This is a genomic window from Streptomyces sp. NPDC127177, from assembly GCF_042672475.1.
Taxonomy (GTDB): Bacteria; Actinomycetota; Actinomycetes; order Streptomycetales; family Streptomycetaceae; genus Streptomyces.
This window is the reverse complement of sequence record NZ_JBHXUW010000018.1, coordinates 60,871-79,108: the sequence shown is the minus strand read 5'-3', so window position 1 is coordinate 79,108 and position 18,238 is coordinate 60,871. Positions and strand designations below refer to the sequence as shown.

The window sequence follows — 18,238 nt, the reverse complement described above, 5'->3', positions numbered from 1 at the left end:
AGCCCGGCCAGGCTATCTGTGTGTCAAGGGCATGACAATCATCGTCTGCGTGTCGAACGCCCTTTCACTCCAATGGAGTTGACGAGCTGCCGGAGCCTGAAGCGCTGCGGCGGGTACCGGGGCCCGGCGGCCCGTACCCGGGGCGCGGGCACGGGCCGGACCTCCTACCAGCGGTCGCGGTGGATGACGTCCGCCACCGGGCGGCGCCGCACCGGACCGAAGTTGCCCCGCGGCCATCCGACGGGGACGGCGGCGAAGGTCTGCATGTCGTCGGGGATGCCGAGGGCCTGCTTCCACTCCTGCTCCAGCATCAGGTGCCAGATGGTGACGTTCGCCGCGAGCCCCAGGGCGCGGGCGGCGAGCAGCAGGTTCTGTACCCCGGGATAGACGCAGGAGCCCTCGGCGAGCGCCTGGAAACGCGTCTGCGTGCCCGTCATGTGCTCGACCCCGGCGGGCCCGAGGGCCTGCGCGTACGCGACCAGGCCCTCCTCCTCGATCCGGGGCTCCGGGAACCGGTAGCAGGGCACGATCAGCGCCGGGGTGTCGGCGAAGTGGTCGCGCTGGTACTCGATCGCGGCGACCATCCGCCCGTACGCCGCGTCGTCCATGCCCTTCGGCGCGTACTTCCCGGTCGTCGCCAGATAGGCGTCCACGCAGCGCTTCCACAGCGGGGCCAGACGGGCCATCACCTCGCGGTCGGTCACCACGACGTACTCGTAACACTGCATGTTGCCGCCGCTGGGACCCCAGACGGCGGCCTGTATGAGCTGCTCCAGCGTCTCCTCCGGCAGTGGCTCCGGACGGAGGCGGCGCATGGCGCGCATCGTGGACATGGTGGAGAACAGGGCGCGGGCCTCGGCGGAGACCTCGGCGGCCTGTGTCGATTCGGTGTTCATGATCGCGGAGTTTACGACCTCACGCACGGACGAAGCCGGACCCGGAGCAGGCCTGTTGGCCGGCTTCCGGCGGCGGACGGTGCCCGTCCGCCCGTGCCGATCCGGGCCGGGCCGCGCACCCGCGGATTCGTACACCTGCCCAGCCCCCCACCGCACGGGGGAACGCGGACCGGAGCCGCCCCCCGCAGGGCGTATAAAGGGTCCCTCCGGACCGGCCGGCGTCCCCCGATGGCAGTGACCTCTCACGCGGCAAGGCGTCACCGCGTACGACAGCGGAGGAGTGCCCATGAGCACGGCAGACGAGATCAGCACCTTGCTGGTGGCGAACTTCGGAACCGATCCCGTGGCGATCCGCCCCGAGGTCTCGCTCCGTCAGCTCAGGCTGGATTCCCTGGCCCTGGAGGAACTGCGGCTCCTCATCGAGGACCGGCTGGGCGTCGATCTGGAGGACGTCCAGCTGACCTCGCGCGACACCGTCGGCCGACTGGTCGACGCGGTGCATGCCAAGGCGGCGGCATGACCGCCCGGTACCGCCCCGAGCCGTTCGCCGCCGCCGTCACCGGGATCGGCCTCGTCACCTCGGCCGGGGTCGGCGCCGAGGCCACCTGGCGCGGGGTGACCGAGGCCGCCATCGCGCCCTGTGTGCCGCACCGCCCCGAACTCCACGGCCTGCCCTGCGACTTCATGTACACCGTCACGGGCCTCGACACGAGAGCGGTCCTCGGGGTGGCCACCCAGCGGCTGATGGACCGCTTCTCGCAGCTCGCCGTCGTCGCCGCCCGCGAGGCCGTCGCGGACGCGGGGCTCGACACCTCGGTCTGGGACAGCGCCCGCGTCGCCGTCGTCATCGGCTCCGCCCACGGCGGACTGCCCTTCTACGACGAACAGCACACCGCTCTCACCGAGCGCGGCGCCCGCCGGGTCTCGCCCAAACTCGCCCCGCTCACCGTCGTCAACGGTGCCGCCAGCAGCGTCGCCACGGACCTCGGCGCGCACGGACCCAGCCAGGCCGTCTCCACCGCCTGCTCGTCCGGCACCGTCGCCATCGGCACGGCCCACCAGATGCTGCGCACCGGCGCCTGCGACATCGTCGTCGCGGGCGGCGCCGAATCGGTCTGCTCCCGGCTGCTGATCGCCAGCGCCTGCCAGCTGAAGGCCGTATCCACCCGCCGGGACGACCCCGAGGCGGCCTGCCGCCCGTTCGACACCCACCGCGACGGTTTCGTCGTCGGTGAGGGCGCCGGACTGCTCGTGATGGAACGCCCCGAGCACGCCCGCGCCCGCGGCGCCACCGTCCGCGCGCACGTCGCCGGATACGGCGCCTCCAGTGACGCCTACTCCGCCGTCGCCCCCGACCCCGAGGGCCTCGGCATCGAACGGGCCCTGCGCGCCGCCCTCGCGGACGCCGGGGCCGTCGCCGCGGACATCGGCCATGTCAACGCCCACGGCACCTCGACCGTGGCCAACGACCTGATCGAGGCGACCATGCTGCGCCGGGTGCTGGGCGAGCACCCCCTGGTCACCTCGACGAAGGCCATGACCGGCCACACCCTCGGCGCCGCGGGCGGTATCGAGACCGCGCTGACCGTACTGGCCCTCCAGCACGGGCTCGTGCCGCCGACCGTCAACCTGGACGCCCCCGACCCGGAGATCCCGGTCGACGTGGTGAGCAAGGAAGCCAGGCCCGCGGCGCTCGACGCGGCCGTCAAGACCTCGCTCGGCTTCGGCGGGCACAACGCCGCCCTCGTCCTCACCAGGGCCTGAGCGCCCGCACAGCGCACACAAGGACGGGACGGTCACCATGCCCGACGAGATCATCCGGAACCTGTCGGTGCACGGGCTGCGCTACAGCTACCGGACGCTGACGCAGCCCTCACCCCGCACCGAGCCCGTCATCGTCCTGGGCGGCGCGCTCCAGGGGATGTACGGCTGGCCGCAGATGGACGAGCACCTCGGAGCGCGGGCCCACGTCGTCACCGCCGATCTGCCCGGCATGGGCAGCGCCGACCCGCTGCCGCCAGGCACCGGTGACGACATCCTGTACGCGGCCGTCACCGCCATCATCGACGACCTGGGCGCACCCCGGGTCAACCTCTTCGGCTTCTCCTACGGCACGTCGATCGCGTTCGGCTGCGCCCGGCGGAACCCCGGCCGGATCGCGCGGCTGGTCCTCGGCGGCGTACCGGCGCACATCAGCGAAGCCCAGCGGAACCAGTGGGGGAGGGCTGTGGACCGGCTGGCGACCGGTGACATGGAGGGGCTCGCCACCCTGACCGCCGAGGCCCTGATGTGTCTGGACCCGGACCGCACCGTGCACCGCAGGGAACTCGCCATGCGCTACGTCCGGAGGTCGTTCCTGCACGCGCTCACGGACTCCCCGCACGCCGCGCAGTCGCTGCGCCGGGCGCTGGGCCACCGGCCGGACTTCTCCGGCGGGCTGAGCGGTGTGCCCGCGCTCGTCTTCGCGGGCGAGCACGACACGGTGACCTCGCCCGAACGGCAGCGTGCCTTCGCGGCGACGATCGAGGGCAGCCGCTTCCTGACCATCGGGGAGTCCGACCACTGGGTCGTACTGGAGCGCCCCGACGACGTGGCGGACCTGGCCGCCCGCTTCTTCAGCGACCTCCCGCTGGAGCCCGCGCCCGCACTGTGGCCGCTGTCCGCGGCGCTACCGCGTCCGCGCCGGGGCGCGACGGGACCGGCCGTGCCGCGGGCGGGCGGCTGAGCCGCCCGCCCGCGCGGGATCAGCGGTGGCCGTGGCCGTGTCCGTGTCCGTTGACGTCCACCCGCACGATCTGCGGGTCATGGTCGCTCGCCTGGTCCGCGAACTCCGCGTTGATGTGCACCACGTCGTAGTCGAAGCGCCGGACACCGGGGCTCGTCAGGATGTGGTCCAGGGTCTGCGAGTTGCCCTCGTACACGTAGCTGTACTGCTCGTTCGCCGGGAGCGTGGTGATCAGCGGCTTGAGCGCCTTCCCGGCCGTCAGTGCCGACATCGTCGGCGAGAACGCGAAGTCGTTCAGGTCGCCGAGCGTGATGACGCGCGCCGACTTGTCCGCCGCGAGCAGCGACTTGACGAAGGTGTTGACCTCCGCGGCCTGCCGCACCCGCTTCGTCTCCGAACTGCGCGTCGGCTCCTGGTAGCGGCCGTGCAGTGGCTGGTCGCCGCCCTTGGAGGTGAAGTGGTTGCCGATGACGAAGACCGGCTCGCCGCGGAAGCGGAACTCGCCGACCAGGGGCTTGCGACTGTCGGCCCAGGAGTCGTCGAGCGGGCTGATCCGGGCGGGCGAGGCCGACAGGGTGACGCCCTTCCTCGTCCGTACGGCCTGCACCGCGGTGGTCGCGTCGCCGCCCGCGCGGTCCACGAAGGAGACCCGCGCGGGGTTGAAGAGGAAGACGTTACGGATGTTGCCGCCGGGCTCGCCGCCGTCCTTGCCGTCCTGCGGGGCGACATAACGCCAGGAGTACCGAGGCCCGCCCGCCGCGACGATCGCGTCGGTGAACCGCTCGAGGGTCGCATCGGAGCCGACCGTGCCGTCGTTGACGGCTCCGTTGTCGTCCTGGATCTCCTCCAGCGACACGATGTCGGGGGAGGCCAGGTTGACCGCGACACCCTTGGCGAGGGTGTCGAACTTGCCCTGGTCGTCCAGTGCGTCGAGGTTCTCCACGTTGTACGTGGAGACGGCCAGCTCGTCGCGCTTCTGCTTCCTGGTGACCTCACGCTTCAGGTGCCGGTCGGTGAGCGTGCCGAGCCGGGTGGCCTGGAGGCTGTAGCCGCCGAAGGAGTCGTAGTCCAGCACCCCGGTGGTGGTGCCGGACAGCACGTCGCCCACGTTCGCCACCGGAACGGGCCGGTCGGCGTCGAGCGACATGACCTTGATCCGGCCGGTGTTCTGGTCCTTGTACGAGGAGTACAGGGTGCCGCCCCGCCGGGTCGGGTTCTGCCTCGGTTCGACGGTCACCCAGACCTCGCCGTAGGACGTCGTGGCGCCGGTGACCCGGGTGCCGGACGTCTCGACGCGGGTGCCCTCAAGGGATTCGTAGAGGTCGAGTGCGTACTTCGCGGGTTCCAGGGGCAGCGCGTCGATCGAACCGCCGCCCGCCGACGGGAGGTAACCGCCGGGCACCGAGGCCGCGTTGATCGCCACCGGCGCCGGCAGCGCGTTGCCCGAGGAGAGGACCGTGGTCCTGGGGGAGGTGATCTCGGTGATGGACTGCGTGGTGGTCGACGGGTAGTACTCGTCCACCGTGCCGCTGACCAGGACCGAGTCGCCCACCGCGACCGTCGGGGCGGCGGAGCCGGTGTAGACGAGGACGCCCTCGGAGGTACGGGGGTCCGCGTCCGGCGACGGGTCCTGGATCCAGAAGCCGCGCGAGCCCGTGGTGCGTACCGCGGTGACGATGCCGGGGACCCCGGTCACCGCCTGTCCGTCCAGCGGGGAGACCCGGGTGGTGCCCTGGATGTCGTGCACGCGCACGGTGCCGGGCTCCGTCGGATTGCCCGGGTCGCCCGGGTCCTCGCCGCCGCCGGACGTCTCACCGGCCGCGTTCACCGGTGTGGGGGCGCCCGCGGACAGGTCGGCTGCGTTGTCGTCGGTGTCCGCGAGCGAGGCCGCGCGGGCCACGGAGGCGGTGGCGGAGGCGCCGGCCGCCGGTCCGCTGCCCTCCCGGACGACCGCGGATCCGTAGCCCACCAGGTCGACGATGCGGGTGTCGGCCGCGCAGTCGGCCACCGTCCTGCAGGTCAGTGCCGTGGTACCGGAGACCAGGGCGACCGTGCCGCTCGCGGCGGACATCGCGACGGTGCCGGTGGCGTCCGGCGCGGGCAGGGCGACGGTACCGCCGGTGCCCGCGGCCTGGGCCAGCAGATAGCGGCCGCCGGGCGCGACGGCACCGGTCAGCGCGGACACCTGCCACTGCGAACCGGCGGACGGCGCCCCGGGCAGGTACTGGAAGCTGAACCCGGACAGGTCGTACGCGGCGGAGCCGGCGTTGGCCAGCTCGACGAAGTCACGGGTGAGCGTGGCCCCCGAGTTCCCGCCGCCCCCGTACACCTCGGAGATCACGGCGGACGCGGACGGGGCCGCGAAGGCGGCGGGCAGCGCGGTCGCCGAGAGGGTCACGGCGACCGCGCCGGCCAGCAGAACGGAACGAGGTCTGGATATGCGCACGGAGACTGCCCCTCAGTGTGTGATGAGGGAGCACAAGCTATGCGCGTAGAACCGGCGATGACAAGGCAGCAGAGGTTAATAACAGAAATCGGCCCGCCGTACGCCCGCCATACCGCCGCAACGCGCGGGCAACACCCGTCCGACGCCCGGGTGTCCATGATGCGGCAATGGTTTGACCGGCTTGCGCGGGTCCGGTTACGTTGCGCGGCATGCAGCGATCCGCACACCTGACGACGCGAGGTCATATCGACCTGAAGCGTGTGTGCTCCGCAGTGTGTCAGCCGGTCTGAGAGCGCCACGCCCGCGCGACCCGGCAGCAGGGGCCACCTACCGTCCCCGTACCACCGCACCGGCCCCCGCAGGGTGACTCTCCACCGCAGAAGCAGCGCCACCCGGGCCCCCGTGCTGCGGCGGCCTGCCCGAGCTCCGTACCGGAGCACGCACCGCGTCACCCGCTGCCATCGAGGACCTGGAAGACACTGTGAAGAGTCTGTCTGCGCCCGGCCGTCGCACCGATCCGCTGCGCCGCTCCGACATAACCGCGACCGCGCCCGCCCGCCGCGCGGCGGGCACCGGTTCCGTCTTCGGGGCGATCCTCGACCACGGGCCGGTCGCCCGGTCCACCGTGGCCCGGCTCACCGGCCTCTCGCCCGCCTCGGTCACCGGCCACGTGGGTCAACTGCTGGCCCGCGGGCTGGTCCGGGAGAGTGCGGAGACCTCCGGCCCCCGGGGCCTCGGCCGGCCGCACATCCCGGTCGAGATCGACACCGGCAGCTACCTGGTGGCCGGGGCGCACATCGCGGTGGCGCACTCCACCGTGTCCCTGATGGATCTGCGCGGCCGGATCGTGGCCGAGGACAGACAGCCCCACCGCACCAGGGACCCGCACCGGATGCTCGCCCAACTAGCCGCCCGGCTGCCCCGGTTGACCGCCGCGCACGCGGGCGGCCGCACGGTGCTCGCGCTGGGTCTCGCCACCGGCCACCGGGTCGACCCGGTGGCCGGCGTGATCGTGGAACACCCGCAGCTCGGCTGGCGCGACGTCCCGGCGCGCGACATCCTCGGTGCCGCGACCGGGCTGCCGGTCCATGTGGACAGCCACTCCCGGGCGCTGGCGCGGGCGGAGCAGCTGTTCGGTGAGGAGTCGACCCGGACCAGCACGGTCCTGCTCTTCGTCGGCGCGGTCGTGGACGCGGCCTTCGCCACCGACGGCGCCATGCACCGGGGCCCGCGCTCGGGGGCGGGCAGCGTGGCCCATCTGCCGCTCGGCACGGGGGGCACGGGCTCCGGGGGCGCGGTCTCCTCCGGCGGTGAGGGCGACGTCGGGGCCACGGACGGCCCGGACGGGGCGGGCGGTGCCGAGCCCTGCTCCTGCGGGCGGACCGGCTGTCTGCAGTCGGAGGTGTCCGAGCGTGCCATGGTGCGGCGCGCGGCCGCCCAGGGGCTGGTCGTCGGATCGTTCCGGGAACTGCTGGACCGGGCGCTGGCCGCCGATCCGCGGGCCGTGGCGCTGTTCCGCCGCCGGGCGCGGCTGGTGGGCAGGGCCGCGGCCCTGTTGCTGGACATGTTCGATCCCGAGGTGCTCGTCGTCGTCGAGCCGGGGACAGGGCGGATCCCGGCGTGTCTGGCCGATCTGCGGGCGGAGGTGGCGGAGCGGTCCTGGGTCTGCGAGGACCCGGAGCGGGCCGTGGTGCCGAGCAGCTTCACCGGGTCCGTGCTGGCCACGGCCGGGGGAGCGGTGGCGCTCGGTGCGCTGTACACGGATCCGCTCGGCCCGTGGCCCGCGCTGCCCGCCGTCTCCTGACGTCACATCATATTCGGCGGCCCGTCCCGTACCCGACTTAATTCAGGAAGTTGCATTGTTGACCGGGTGCGAATCCGGACGGGATGATGGATTCATGACCAGTCGGCAGCGGAATTCAGGGAGTGCGTCCTCCGTGACGTGCGCCTTCCGCCGGTCCGTGACGGCTCTCGTTTCCGTCCGGCTCCTGTGTCGTCGCCCCTGTCCGGGCCTCCGTTAACACCTGCCGCATTCGGCCGGCACCAGTTGCATTCGGCGAAAGATCCGCGCCGCCGCGCGCCTCGCCCTGTCCGGCATGCCCTTTTCGTGGACTCACCGCAATTCCCTGCCCCTTTCCGACTTCCCATCACGGGAGAGACGTTGACCGTCACTGTGTCCTCATACCCCGCGACGGCCGAGGCCGCCGCACCCGGAATCGACCCGGGCCGTTTCAAGCAGGCGTTCCGCCGCTACCCCGCCGGGGTCGTCGTCGTCACCGCCGACGCGGGCCAGGGCCCCATAGGCTTCACCGCGACCTCGCTCAGCTCGCTCTCGCTGGACCCGCCGCTGGTGTCGTTCGGCATCGGCACCACGACCTCGTCCTGGCCGCACATCGAGCGGGCCCGCACGGCCGTCGTGAACTTCCTCGGCGCCGAACAGCGCGATCTGGCCACCACCTTCGCCACCAGCGGCATCGACCGGTTCGCCGCCCCCACCCGCTGGCACCGCCTGCCGGAGGGGGAGCCGGCGCTCGACGGGGTGGCCGGCCGGCTCCGGCTGGAGATCGAACAGCTCGTCCCGGCCGGTGACCACCGCATCGTCATCGCCCGAGTGGTGGACGTGCGGCTCGACGAGCGACGCAGCCCGCTGCTCTTCCACGACGGCGCCTACCACTCCCTCTGAGCGCCCGCTCCCGCCGACCACAGATCAGGAATTCACCATGCCACGCCACGACGCCTACCGGACCGTCGGCCGCAGGTCGTTTCTCGCACTCACCGGTGCGACGGTCATCGGTACACTCGCCGCCTGCTCGCCCCAGGCGAAGACGGCGGCGAGCGCCGAGCCCGCCGGAAGACTTCCCTCGGGAGCCCCGCCGCCCGGTACGAAACTCTCCATAGCCGTCCGCTCGACCAAACTCCAGCTTGGTCCCGCAGGATTGCAGAAGGATCTCCCCTTCACCGTTTCCCAGTGGCCCAATCTGAGCGCGGGCCCCGATATCATCCAGGGATTCCGGGCGCATTCCATCGATCTCGCGGTCAACGCCGGAATTCCGCCGATCCAGGCCGAGGCGATCGGCGTCGGCGCGAAGATCGTCGCGGTTCAGGTGCGCAACAACCCCAGTTACGTCTTCGCGACCGCGCCCGGGTCTGACATCAGGTCCGCGGCCGATTTCCTCGGCAAGAAGATCGGCTTCTCGCAGGGACAGGCGCAGGGGGTCGTCGTACTGCGCGCGCTGAAGAAGGCGGGCATCGCCAACAAGGACGTCGAACTGGTCGCGCTGCCCAGTACCCAGTTCCTCACCGCCCTGCAGTCCAAGCAGGTCGACGTGGCCCCGCTGGGCGAGCCGACGCTCACCAAGTACCTGACCCAGTACGGGAAGGACGGAGTACGCGGCGTGAAGACCGACGTCGTGGACCTGCTCTCGGTCCTGTGGGCGCCCAACGAGGTGCTGAACGACAGGGCCAAGGCCGCCGCCGTCCGCTCCTTCGTCCCGGTGTGGGCCCGCGGCCTCGCCTGGGCCTGGGAGAACAGCGACGAGTGGATCGACACCTACTACGTCAAGGACCAGGGCGTGTCCAGGCAGGACGGCAAGCGCATCGTCGCCTCCCTCCACAAACCGCAGTTCCCGGTGAGCTGGGACAAGGCCATCGCCTGGGAGCAGGAGACCGCCGACCTGATGGCCGACGGCGGCTTCGTGCCGGAGCAGGACGTCGCCGCGCTGTTCGACCGCCGCTTCGAGGGGCTGGCGGCCAAGGCCGTACCGGCCCGCTACCGGGAGACGTCATGACCGAACTGCTGACGAACGCCCGCACGGCAGGCCGGGTGAACACGGCCGCCGCGCCCGGGGAGACCGGGAAGCCGCCGGCTGCCACCGCGTCCGCACCCGGGCCCGCGACCCCCCGCGCCACCCGCAGGAGGCTGGGGCCCGGCCGCGCCATCCCCTTCGGGCGGCTGATCGGACCGGTGCTGGTCATCGCCCTCTGGTGGTTCGCCTCCGCCATCGGCTATCTCGACCCCCGCATCCTGTCCGGTCCCGGCACGGTGCTCTCCACCGCGTCCGACCTCATCTCCAGCGGCCGGCTCCAGGACAACGTCCTCATCTCCCTGCAACGCGCGGGGCTCGGGCTGTTCTTCGGAGTGACAGCGGGCGTCGTGCTCGCCGTCGCGGCCGGACTCAGCCGCACCGGTGAATACCTCCTGGACGGCCCGCTCCAGATCAAGCGCGCCATCCCCTCCCTGGCCATGCTCCCGCTACTGATCCTCTGGCTCGGCATCGGCGAGCAGATGAAGGTCACCGTGATCGCGCTCGGCGTCGCGGTGAACATGTACATCAACACGTACGCCTCGCTGACCGGCATCGACAGCCGCTACGTCGAACTCGCCGAGGGACTCGACCTGAGCCGCGCGCAGTTCGTCCGCAAGGTCGTCGTCCCCGGCTCGCTGCCCGGCTTCTTCGTCGGCCTGCGCCTCGGCGTCACCGCGTCCTGGCTCGGGCTGATCGTCGTCGAGCAGATCAACGCCACCAGCGGCATCGGCTACATGATGTTCCAGGCCCAGCAGTACGCCCAGAGCGACGTGATCATCGTGGGCCTGGTGGCCTACGGGATCTTCGGCTTCGCGTCCGACGCGGCAGTACGCGCCGTCGAGAGGAAGGTCCTGTCATGGCGACGCACGCTGGCGGGCTGACCGGCACCCGCACCGGGGCCGGCACGGCCGTGGAGGTTCCCGCGGTACGCACCCGGTCGCTGGTCCGCCGGTTCGGCGACCGGGACGTCCTCAAGGAGCTCGATCTCACCATCGCACGGGGGGAGTTCACCGCGCTGCTAGGCCGCAGCGGTTCGGGCAAGTCCACCCTGCTGCGGGCCGTCGCGCGACTCGACCACACCGTCGAGGGATCCGGTGAACTCACCGTCCCCGACCGGGTGTCGCTCTCCTTCCAGGACTCCCGGCTGCTGCCCTGGCTCCGGGTGATCGACAACGTCGTCCTCGGGCTGCGTGGCCCCGGGGCCCGCGAACGCGGCCTCACCGCCCTGGCCGAGGTCGGGCTGGAGGGCCGAGACCGCTCCTGGCCGCACGAGCTGTCCGGCGGCGAGCAGCAGCGCGCCGCGCTGGCCCGCGCCCTGGTCCGTGAACCCGAACTCCTCCTGGCCGACGAACCGTTCGGCGCGCTGGACGCGCTGACCCGGATCAAGATGCACGGTCTGCTGCGCGAACTGTACGAGCGCCACCGCCCGGCCGTGCTGCTGGTCACCCATGACGTGGACGAGGCCGTGGAACTGGCGGACCGGGTGCTCGTCCTGGAGGAGGGCCGGATCTCCGTGGACCTCACCGTCGACCTGCCCACCCCGCGCTCCCGCCGCGACGCCCGGTTCCAGGAGTACCGCGACACCCTGCTCACCGCTCTCGGTGTCGCCCAGCCCCAGACCCGTACCGATGTGAAGGAACCCCATGTCCCGCACGCCTGAACGCAAGCAGCTGCACCTCAACGCCTTCCTCATGTCCACCGGCCACCACGAGGCCTCCTGGCGGCTGCCGGAGAGCCCCGCCGAGGCCAACTCCGACATCGAGCACTACAAGAACCTCGCCCGGATCGCCGAACGCGGCCGGCTGGACTCGCTCTTCCTCGCCGACAGCCCCGTCCTGATGGGCGACCCCGGCCGGCGGCCCGCCGCCAAGCTGGAGCCCACCGTCCTGCTGACCGCGCTCGCCGGGGCCACCCGGCACATCGGGCTCATCGCCACCGCGTCGACCAGCTACAACGAGCCCTACAACCTGGCCCGCCGGTTCGCCTCGCTGGACCACGTCTCGGGCGGCCGGGCCGGCTGGAACATCGTCACCACCGCGGGCGCCGACGCGGCCCGCAACTTCGGCCTCGACGACACCCCGCTGCACCACGACCGGTACCGGCGCGCCGGTGAGTTCGTCGAGGTGTCCACCAAGCTCTGGGACAGCTGGGCTGACGACGCCGTGATCGGAGACAAGGAGCGCGGCGTCCACGCACGGGCGGAGCGGGTGCGGAAGGTCGGGCACAGCGGCGAGTTCTTCCGCGTCGACGGGCCGCTGAACGTACAACGTCCGCCGCAGGGGTATCCCTTGCTCGTACAGGCCGGGTCGAGCGAGGACGGCAAGGACTTCGCGGCCCGGTACGCGGAGGCGGTGTTCACCGCCCAGCAGACCCTGGAGGAAGGCATCGCCTTCTACAAGGACGTGAAGCGGCGCGCCGAGGCCATCGGCCGCAACCCGGACGGCATCAAGATCCTTCCCGGCATCGTGCCCGTCATCGGCGACACCGAGGCCGAGGCACTGGCGCTCGACGCCGAGCTGGAGAGCCTCATCGTCCCCGAGTACGCCAAGCGGCAGCTCGCCCAGCGACTCAAGATCGCCCCGGACGACCTGGACCTGGACGCCGAACTCCCCGAGGACATCCCCACCGAGGACGAGATCGAGGGCGCCAAGAGCCGCTACACACTCATCGTGGAGCTGGCCAGACGCGAGAAGCTGACCGTGCGCCGGCTCATCGCCCGGCTCGGCGGCGGACGCGGCCACCGCACCTTCGCCGGTACGGCCGAGCAGGTCGCCGACACCATCGAGCACTGGTACGACAGCGGGGCCGCCGACGGCTTCAACATCATGCCCGCCGTCCTGCCCTCCGGACTGGGGGTCTTCGTCGACCGGGTGGTGCCGATCCTCCAGGAACGCGGCCTGTTCCGGACCGAGTACACCGCCCGCACCCTGCGCGGACACTACGGACTGCCGCGGCCCGCCAACCGGCTCTTCGAGGAAGTCGACCGCAGCGAGGGCCACTTCGGCATCGGTCTGGCGGAGGCCCGGTGACGGACTGTCCGAACCCGGAAACCGGTACGCACCGGCAGCCGCCGCCCGGCTGGGCACGGCGGCTGCTGGGCTACTGCCTGCGGCACCGCACCGACCTGCTCCTCGCCTTCGGCGCCGCCGTGCTCGCCGCCGTCGCCACCGCCACGCTGCCCCTCGTGCTCCGGCACGTGGTGGACGGGGTGGCCGCCGGCACCACCGCCTCGCTCGCCCCCTGGACGGTGCTCCTCGCCGCACTCGGCGCCGTCCGCTTCGGCGCGAGCTTCACCCGCCGCTACCGCTCGGGCCGGCTCTCCCTCGGGGTCCAGTACGACCTGCGCAACGACGCGTTCGCCGCCCTGCTCAGGCTCGGCGGCGCCCAGCAGGACGATCTGCGCACCGGACAGGTGGTGAGCCGGTCCATCTCCGACATCACCCTCATCCAGACACTGCTGCAGTTCCTGCCCAACCTCACCGGCAACGCGCTGATGTTCCTCTTCTCGCTGGTCTTCATGGCGGTCCTGTCACCGCTGCTGACCGTCGTGGCACTGGTCGTCGGCCCGCTGCTGTGGCTGATCGCGCTTCGCAGCCGCCGCGACCTCTTCCCCGCCAACTGGCACGCCCAGCAGGAGGCCGCCGAGGTGGCCTCCACCGTCGAGGCGACCGTCACCGGCGTCCGGGTGGTGAAGGGCTTCGGCCAGGAGCAGCGAGAACTCGCCGGACTCGAGGCGCGCGCCCGCCACCTGTTCGCCTCCCGGCTGCGGGTCGTCCGCTTCACCAGCCGCTACAACCCCGCTCTCCAGGCCGTCCCCGCCCTCGGCCAGGTCGCCGTGCTCGCCCTCGGCGGCTGGATGGCCCTGAACGGCCGGATCACACTGGGCACCTTCCTCGCCTTCACCACCTACCTCGGCTCCTTCGTCACCCCGGTCCGTCAGGTGGCGACCCTCCTCACGGTCTGGCAGCAGGCACGGGCCGGCGCCGAACGGGTCCTGGAGGTCGTGGACGAGACCCCGGTGATCACCGACTCACCCGGTGCCCGCGAACTCCCCGACGAGCCGCCCGCCGTCGCCTGGCAGGACGTCACCTTCGGCTACGGGGACGCCGAACCGCTCCTGGACGGCTTCACCCTCGACATCCGGCCCGGTGAGACCCTCGCCCTGATCGGACCGGCGGGCTCCGGCAAGTCCACCGCCGCCGCCCTGCTGCCCCGGTTCTACGACGTGCCGTCCGGAGCGGTACGGGTGGGCGGCGTCGACGTCCGCGACCTCACCCTGGACTCCCTGCGCTCCAGGATCGGTTACGTCTTCGAGGAGAGCCTGCTGCTCTCCGACACCGTGCGCGCCAACATCGCCTACGGAGTGCCGGACGCCACCGACGAACGGATCCGCGCGGCGGCCCGGATCGCCCGCGCCGACGAGTTCATCGAACGGCTCCCCCAGGGATACGACACCGTGGTCGGTGACCAGGGCCTCACCCTCTCCGGCGGCCAGCGCCAGCGCATGGCCCTGGCCCGTGCCCTGATCGGCGACCCGGCCGTGCTCGTCCTGGACGACGCGACCTCGGCCATCGACGCCCGGGTGGAGGCGGAGATCCACCACCGGCTGCGCCAGGACGACCGCCGCCGCACCACCTTGATCGTCGCCCACCGGGGATCGACGCTTGAACTCGCCGACCGCGTCGCGGTCCTGGACGGCGGACGGATCACGGACACCGGGACACCGGACGAACTGCGAGCCAGATCGGCCCTGTTCCGGGAACTCCTCTCGACGGACGAAGACCCCGGCGCGCCCACCGTCCCCGCCGCACCGGCCGGCTGCCCCACCCCGCACCTGTGGCTCCGCGCCGAGGGCGAGGGCCACGAGGAGGGGGAGGGGAGCGCCGTCCGCGCGGCCCGGGCGCTGGCCGAGGCGGCCGCCACCTCCGGACCCGGACGTGCGGGCCCCGGCGGCGGGGTGCTCGGCTCCGCTCCGCCGAGCCCCGAACTCATCGCCGCACTGGCCAGGATCCCGCTGCCCGCCGCCGACCCCGAGGTGCCCACCGGCCAGGCCGTCGCCGCCGAGGCCGACTTCGGCCTCACCGCCCTGCTGCGGCCCTTCCGGCTGCCGCTGCTGCTGGGTCTGCTGCTGGTGGCGCTCGACGCCGGGGCACAGATCACCGTGCCGGTCCTCGTCCGGCACGGCGTCGACCAGGGGGTGGCCCACCACGCCGGTCACGTACTGCTCGCCGCCGCGACGGCCGCCGCCCTCGTGGTGGCCGCGAACTGGCTGATCGGCGTGGCCCAGGTCCGCACCACCGGCCGCACCGGCGAACGCCTCCTCTACACCCTGCGCGTGAAGACCTTCGCCCAGCTCCAGCGGCTCGGTCTCGACTACTACGAACGCGAACTCGGCGGCCGGATCATGACCCGGATGACCACCGACGTCGACGCCCTGTCGAACTTCCTGCAGACCGGCCTGATCACCGCCGTGGTGTCCCTGCTGACGGTCATCGGAGTCCTGGTCAGTCTCCTGGTGATAGACGCCGAACTGGCTCTGGTGCTGCTCGCCGCGCTGCCGCTGCTGATCGTGGCCACCGCCGTGTTCCGCCACTACTCGGTGCCCGCCTACCGCGAGGCACGGGAACGCATCAGCGCCGTGAACGCCTGCCTCCAGGAGAACGTCACGGCGATCCGGGTCACCCAGGCCTTCCGCCGCGAACGCCGCAACGCCACCGACTTCGCGGTGCTGGCCTGGTCCTTCCGGGACTCCAGGCTGCGGGCCCAGCGCTACATGGGCACCTTCTTCCCGTTCGTCGAGTTCCTCGGCACGCTCTCGTCCGCCGCCGTGCTCACCGTCGGTGCGGGACAGGTCCGATCGGGCGAGCTGAGCGCCGGGACGCTCATCGCGTTCCTCCTCTACGTCGAGTTGTTCTTCTCGCCGATCCAGCAGCTCTCCCAGGTCTTCGACGGCTACCAGCAGGCGGTCGTGGGCCTCGGCCGGCTCCGCGGCCTGATGCGCACCCCCACCGGCACCCCGCCGGCCGAGGACGCCCGGCCGGTCCCCGCACTGCGCGGCGAGGTCGAATTCGACTCGGTCTCCTTCGGATACGCGGGCGGCGGCGGCCAGAAGGTCCTGCACGGAGTCTCCCTGCGGATCGCGCCGGGCGAGACCGTGGCCCTGGTCGGTGCCACGGGAGCCGGCAAATCGACCGTGGTGAAGCTCCTCGCCCGGTTCTACGATCCCTCCTCCGGGGCCGTCCGGGTGGACGGGCACGATCTGCGCGAGCTCGACCTGCCCGGATTCCGCCGCAGACTCGGCGTGGTCCCGCAGGAGGCCCACCTGTTCAGCGGCACGGTCCGCGACGCCATCGCCTACGGACGCCCGGACGCCACCGACGCCGAGGTGGAGGCCGCGGCCCGCGCGGTCGGCGCGCACGACATGGTGGCCGGGCTCCGGCACGGCTACCTCCAGCAGGTGGGGGAGCGGGGACGCAACCTCTCCGCCGGGCAACGCCAGCTCCTGGCCCTGGCCCGCGCCGAACTCGTCGACCCCGACGTCCTGCTGCTCGACGAGGCCACCGCCTCCCTGGACCTGGCCACCGAACGCCGGGTGGCCGCGGCGACCGAGGTGCTGTCCCGCCGCCGTACGACCGTCGTCGTCGCTCACCGGCTGACCACGGCGGTCCGGGCCGACCGGGTGGTGGTGCTCGACGCGGGAGCCGTCGTCGAGACCGGCACCCACACCGAACTGCTCGCGGCCCACGGCCCGTACCGGCGGCTGTGGGACGCCTTCCGGGAGACCGGCCACGCAGCGCCGGTCGACCACCTACAAGTCAGTGAACTCGTCAAGGAGAACGCAGGATGACGCAGTACCGCGATTTCGGCCGCACGGGCGTCAAGGTCAGCCCGCTGTGCCTGGGCACCATGATGTTCGGTGCCCGGGGCAACACGGACCACGCCGACAGCATCCGGATCATCCACCACGCCCTGGACTCCGGCATCAACTTCGTCGACACCGCCGACGTCTACTCCGCCGGTGAGTCCGAGACCATCGTCGGCAAGGCGCTGGCCGGTGGCCGCCGGGACGACGTCGTGCTCGCCACCAAATTCCACGGCAGCCTCGGCAGCGACCCCAACGAGCAGGGCAACTCACGCCGCTGGATCATCCGGGAGGTGGAGAACAGCCTGCGACGGCTCGGCACCGACTGGATCGACCTCTACCAGGTGCACCGCCCGGAGCCCGGCACCGACTTCGACGAGACCCTCGGCGCCCTCTCCGACCTGGTCCACCAGGGCAAGATCCGCTACATCGGCACGTCCACCTTCGAACCGTCCGCCATCGTCGAGGGCCAGTGGACCGCGGAGCGGCGCGGCCGGGAACGCGTCGTCGCCGAGCAGCCGCCGTACTCGCTGCTCGCCCGCGGTATCGAGCGCGAGGTGCTGCCGACCGCCCAGCGGTACGGACTGGCCGTCCTGTCCTGGAGCCCGCTGGCCGGCGGCTGGCTCTCCGGGCGCTACCGCAAGGGAGCGGACCAGCCGGTCTCCAGCCGCGCCGACCGGCAGGCCGAGCGGTTCGACATCGCGTCGGCCGAGAACACCGCCAAGCTCGACGCGGCCGAGGCGCTCGCCCAACTGGCCGACGAGGCCGGTCTCACCCTCGTCCAGCTCGCCCTGGCCTTCGTGCTGGAGCACCCCGCGGTCACCTCCGCGATCATCGGACCGCGGACCTTCGAGCAGCTGACGAGCCAGCTCGGCGCGGACCGGGTGCGGCTGAGCCAGGACGTCCTGGACCGGATCGACAAGATCGTCCCGCCGGGCGCCAACCTCTCGAGCCGGGACGCCGGTTACCACCCGCCGCAGCTCACCGACCCGGCCCTGCGCCGCCGTTCGCACCCGACGGCGTGATCAGGCGGAGGGCACCCGGTCCAGGAAGCCGCTCACCGAGCTGATCCGTCCGTCGTCGGCAAGGGTGATCACGTCCGAACCGGCGACGGGCGCCGAGCCGTCGGCCGCCACCAGGTCCCAGCCGAAGCGCACCAGTGCGTGGTGCCCGTCCACCGCCCCGGCGGGCCGGAACACGAACCCGGGGAACTGGGCCTGCGCGCCGCTGATCGCGGCCGCCAGCTCCTCGTGGCCCCGGACGTCGGCCAGCGGGTCGGTGTAGGTGGCGTCCTCGGTGAACGCCGCGGCGACGGCCTTCTCCAGCTCCTCGGGTGTGGCGGCGTTCCAGGCGGCGAAGTAGCGCTGGACGGCGTCGTCGTAAGCGGTCATCGTGCGTTCCTCTCATAGGGCTCCCGGCCCGGGTGGGCCGGGAGCGCTGTGCTCATGAGGAACACGATGTCCGACGCGCCGGAAGGCGTCGATTACCTCCCGGGTAAGGGCC

14 protein-coding genes are annotated in these 18,238 nt (G+C 72.1%); 11 read left to right on the top strand and 3 right to left on the bottom strand.

All coding sequences use genetic code 11. The features are described from left to right. Positions 1-164 precede the first annotated feature (164 nt). A complete protein-coding gene (locus tag ACFVJX_RS13955; RefSeq protein WP_384130268.1) occupies positions 165-896 on the bottom strand; it encodes a nitroreductase family protein in 732 nt (243 codons plus the stop codon). Positions 897-1,182: 286 nt separating this feature from the next. On the opposite strand from ACFVJX_RS13955, the gene ACFVJX_RS13950 reads away from it, so the two are divergent. Genes ACFVJX_RS13950 through ACFVJX_RS13940 form a run of 3 tightly spaced genes read left to right on the top strand, consistent with a single transcriptional unit; the run spans position 1,183 to position 3,621 of the window. Next, complete coding sequence (locus ACFVJX_RS13950; protein ID WP_384130265.1) at positions 1,183-1,416, top strand: acyl carrier protein; 234 nt, start codon at positions 1,183-1,185, stop codon at positions 1,414-1,416. Continuing rightward, positions 1,413-2,660 carry a beta-ketoacyl-[acyl-carrier-protein] synthase family protein gene (locus ACFVJX_RS13945; RefSeq protein ID WP_384130262.1) on the top strand — a complete coding sequence of 416 codons (1,248 nt, stop codon included), beginning with the start codon at positions 1,413-1,415 and terminating at the stop codon, positions 2,658-2,660. The genes ACFVJX_RS13950 and ACFVJX_RS13945 overlap by 4 nt, the downstream gene beginning before the upstream one ends. Before the next feature lie 37 nt (positions 2,661-2,697). Then, the gene (locus tag ACFVJX_RS13940; RefSeq protein ID WP_384130259.1) at positions 2,698-3,621 is read left to right on the top strand and encodes an alpha/beta fold hydrolase; all 924 of its coding nucleotides are present in this window, start codon (positions 2,698-2,700) and stop codon (positions 3,619-3,621) included. Positions 3,622-3,640: 19 nt separating this feature from the next. Here ACFVJX_RS13940 and ACFVJX_RS13935 read toward each other — a convergent pair whose 3' ends face one another. Then, on the bottom strand, positions 3,641-6,067 hold the full coding sequence (locus ACFVJX_RS13935) for an endonuclease/exonuclease/phosphatase family protein (protein ID WP_384130256.1): 2,427 nt from the start codon (positions 6,065-6,067) through the stop codon (positions 3,641-3,643). Between the two features lie 481 nt (positions 6,068-6,548). Between ACFVJX_RS13935 and ACFVJX_RS13930 the strand changes: the two genes are divergently transcribed. The 8 genes from ACFVJX_RS13930 (at position 6,549) to ACFVJX_RS13895 (ending at position 17,760) form a co-directional block, all read left to right on the top strand. Continuing rightward, positions 6,549-7,871 carry an ROK family protein gene (locus ACFVJX_RS13930; RefSeq protein WP_384130253.1) on the top strand — a complete coding sequence of 441 codons (1,323 nt, stop codon included), beginning with the start codon at positions 6,549-6,551 and terminating at the stop codon, positions 7,869-7,871. Positions 7,872-8,228: 357 nt separating this feature from the next. Continuing rightward, positions 8,229-8,750, top strand: a complete 522-nt coding sequence (locus tag ACFVJX_RS13925) for a flavin reductase family protein (protein WP_384130250.1) — start codon at positions 8,229-8,231, stop codon at positions 8,748-8,750. Between the two features lie 37 nt (positions 8,751-8,787). Further along, entirely contained in the window at positions 8,788-9,855 is a 1,068-nt protein-coding gene (locus tag ACFVJX_RS13920) for an ABC transporter substrate-binding protein (RefSeq protein WP_384130246.1), read from the top strand. Further along, a complete protein-coding gene (locus ACFVJX_RS13915; protein WP_384130243.1) occupies positions 9,852-10,754 on the top strand; it encodes an ABC transporter permease in 903 nt (300 codons plus the stop codon). The genes ACFVJX_RS13920 and ACFVJX_RS13915 overlap by 4 nt, the downstream gene beginning before the upstream one ends. Then, positions 10,730-11,533: an ABC transporter ATP-binding protein gene (locus tag ACFVJX_RS13910; protein ID WP_384130239.1), complete on the top strand. Its 804-nt coding sequence runs from the start codon at positions 10,730-10,732 to the stop codon at positions 11,531-11,533. The genes ACFVJX_RS13915 and ACFVJX_RS13910 overlap by 25 nt, the downstream gene beginning before the upstream one ends. Then, positions 11,517-12,902, top strand: a complete 1,386-nt coding sequence (locus tag ACFVJX_RS13905) for an LLM class flavin-dependent oxidoreductase (protein WP_384130236.1) — start codon at positions 11,517-11,519, stop codon at positions 12,900-12,902. The genes ACFVJX_RS13910 and ACFVJX_RS13905 overlap by 17 nt, the downstream gene beginning before the upstream one ends. Further along, on the top strand, positions 12,899-16,720 hold the full coding sequence (locus ACFVJX_RS13900; protein WP_384130233.1) for an ABC transporter ATP-binding protein: 3,822 nt from the start codon (positions 12,899-12,901) through the stop codon (positions 16,718-16,720). Before ACFVJX_RS13905 ends, ACFVJX_RS13900 begins: the two co-directional genes overlap by 4 nt. Then, positions 16,717-17,760, top strand: coding sequence for an aldo/keto reductase (locus ACFVJX_RS13895; protein ID WP_384130231.1), 1,044 nt, complete (start codon positions 16,717-16,719; stop codon positions 17,758-17,760). The genes ACFVJX_RS13900 and ACFVJX_RS13895 overlap by 4 nt, the downstream gene beginning before the upstream one ends. Here the strand turns inward: ACFVJX_RS13895 and ACFVJX_RS13890 are convergent, their stop codons facing one another. Beyond that, positions 17,761-18,126, bottom strand: coding sequence for a nuclear transport factor 2 family protein (locus ACFVJX_RS13890; RefSeq protein WP_384130228.1), 366 nt, complete (start codon positions 18,124-18,126; stop codon positions 17,761-17,763). Between the last annotated feature and the right edge of the window lie 112 nt (positions 18,127-18,238).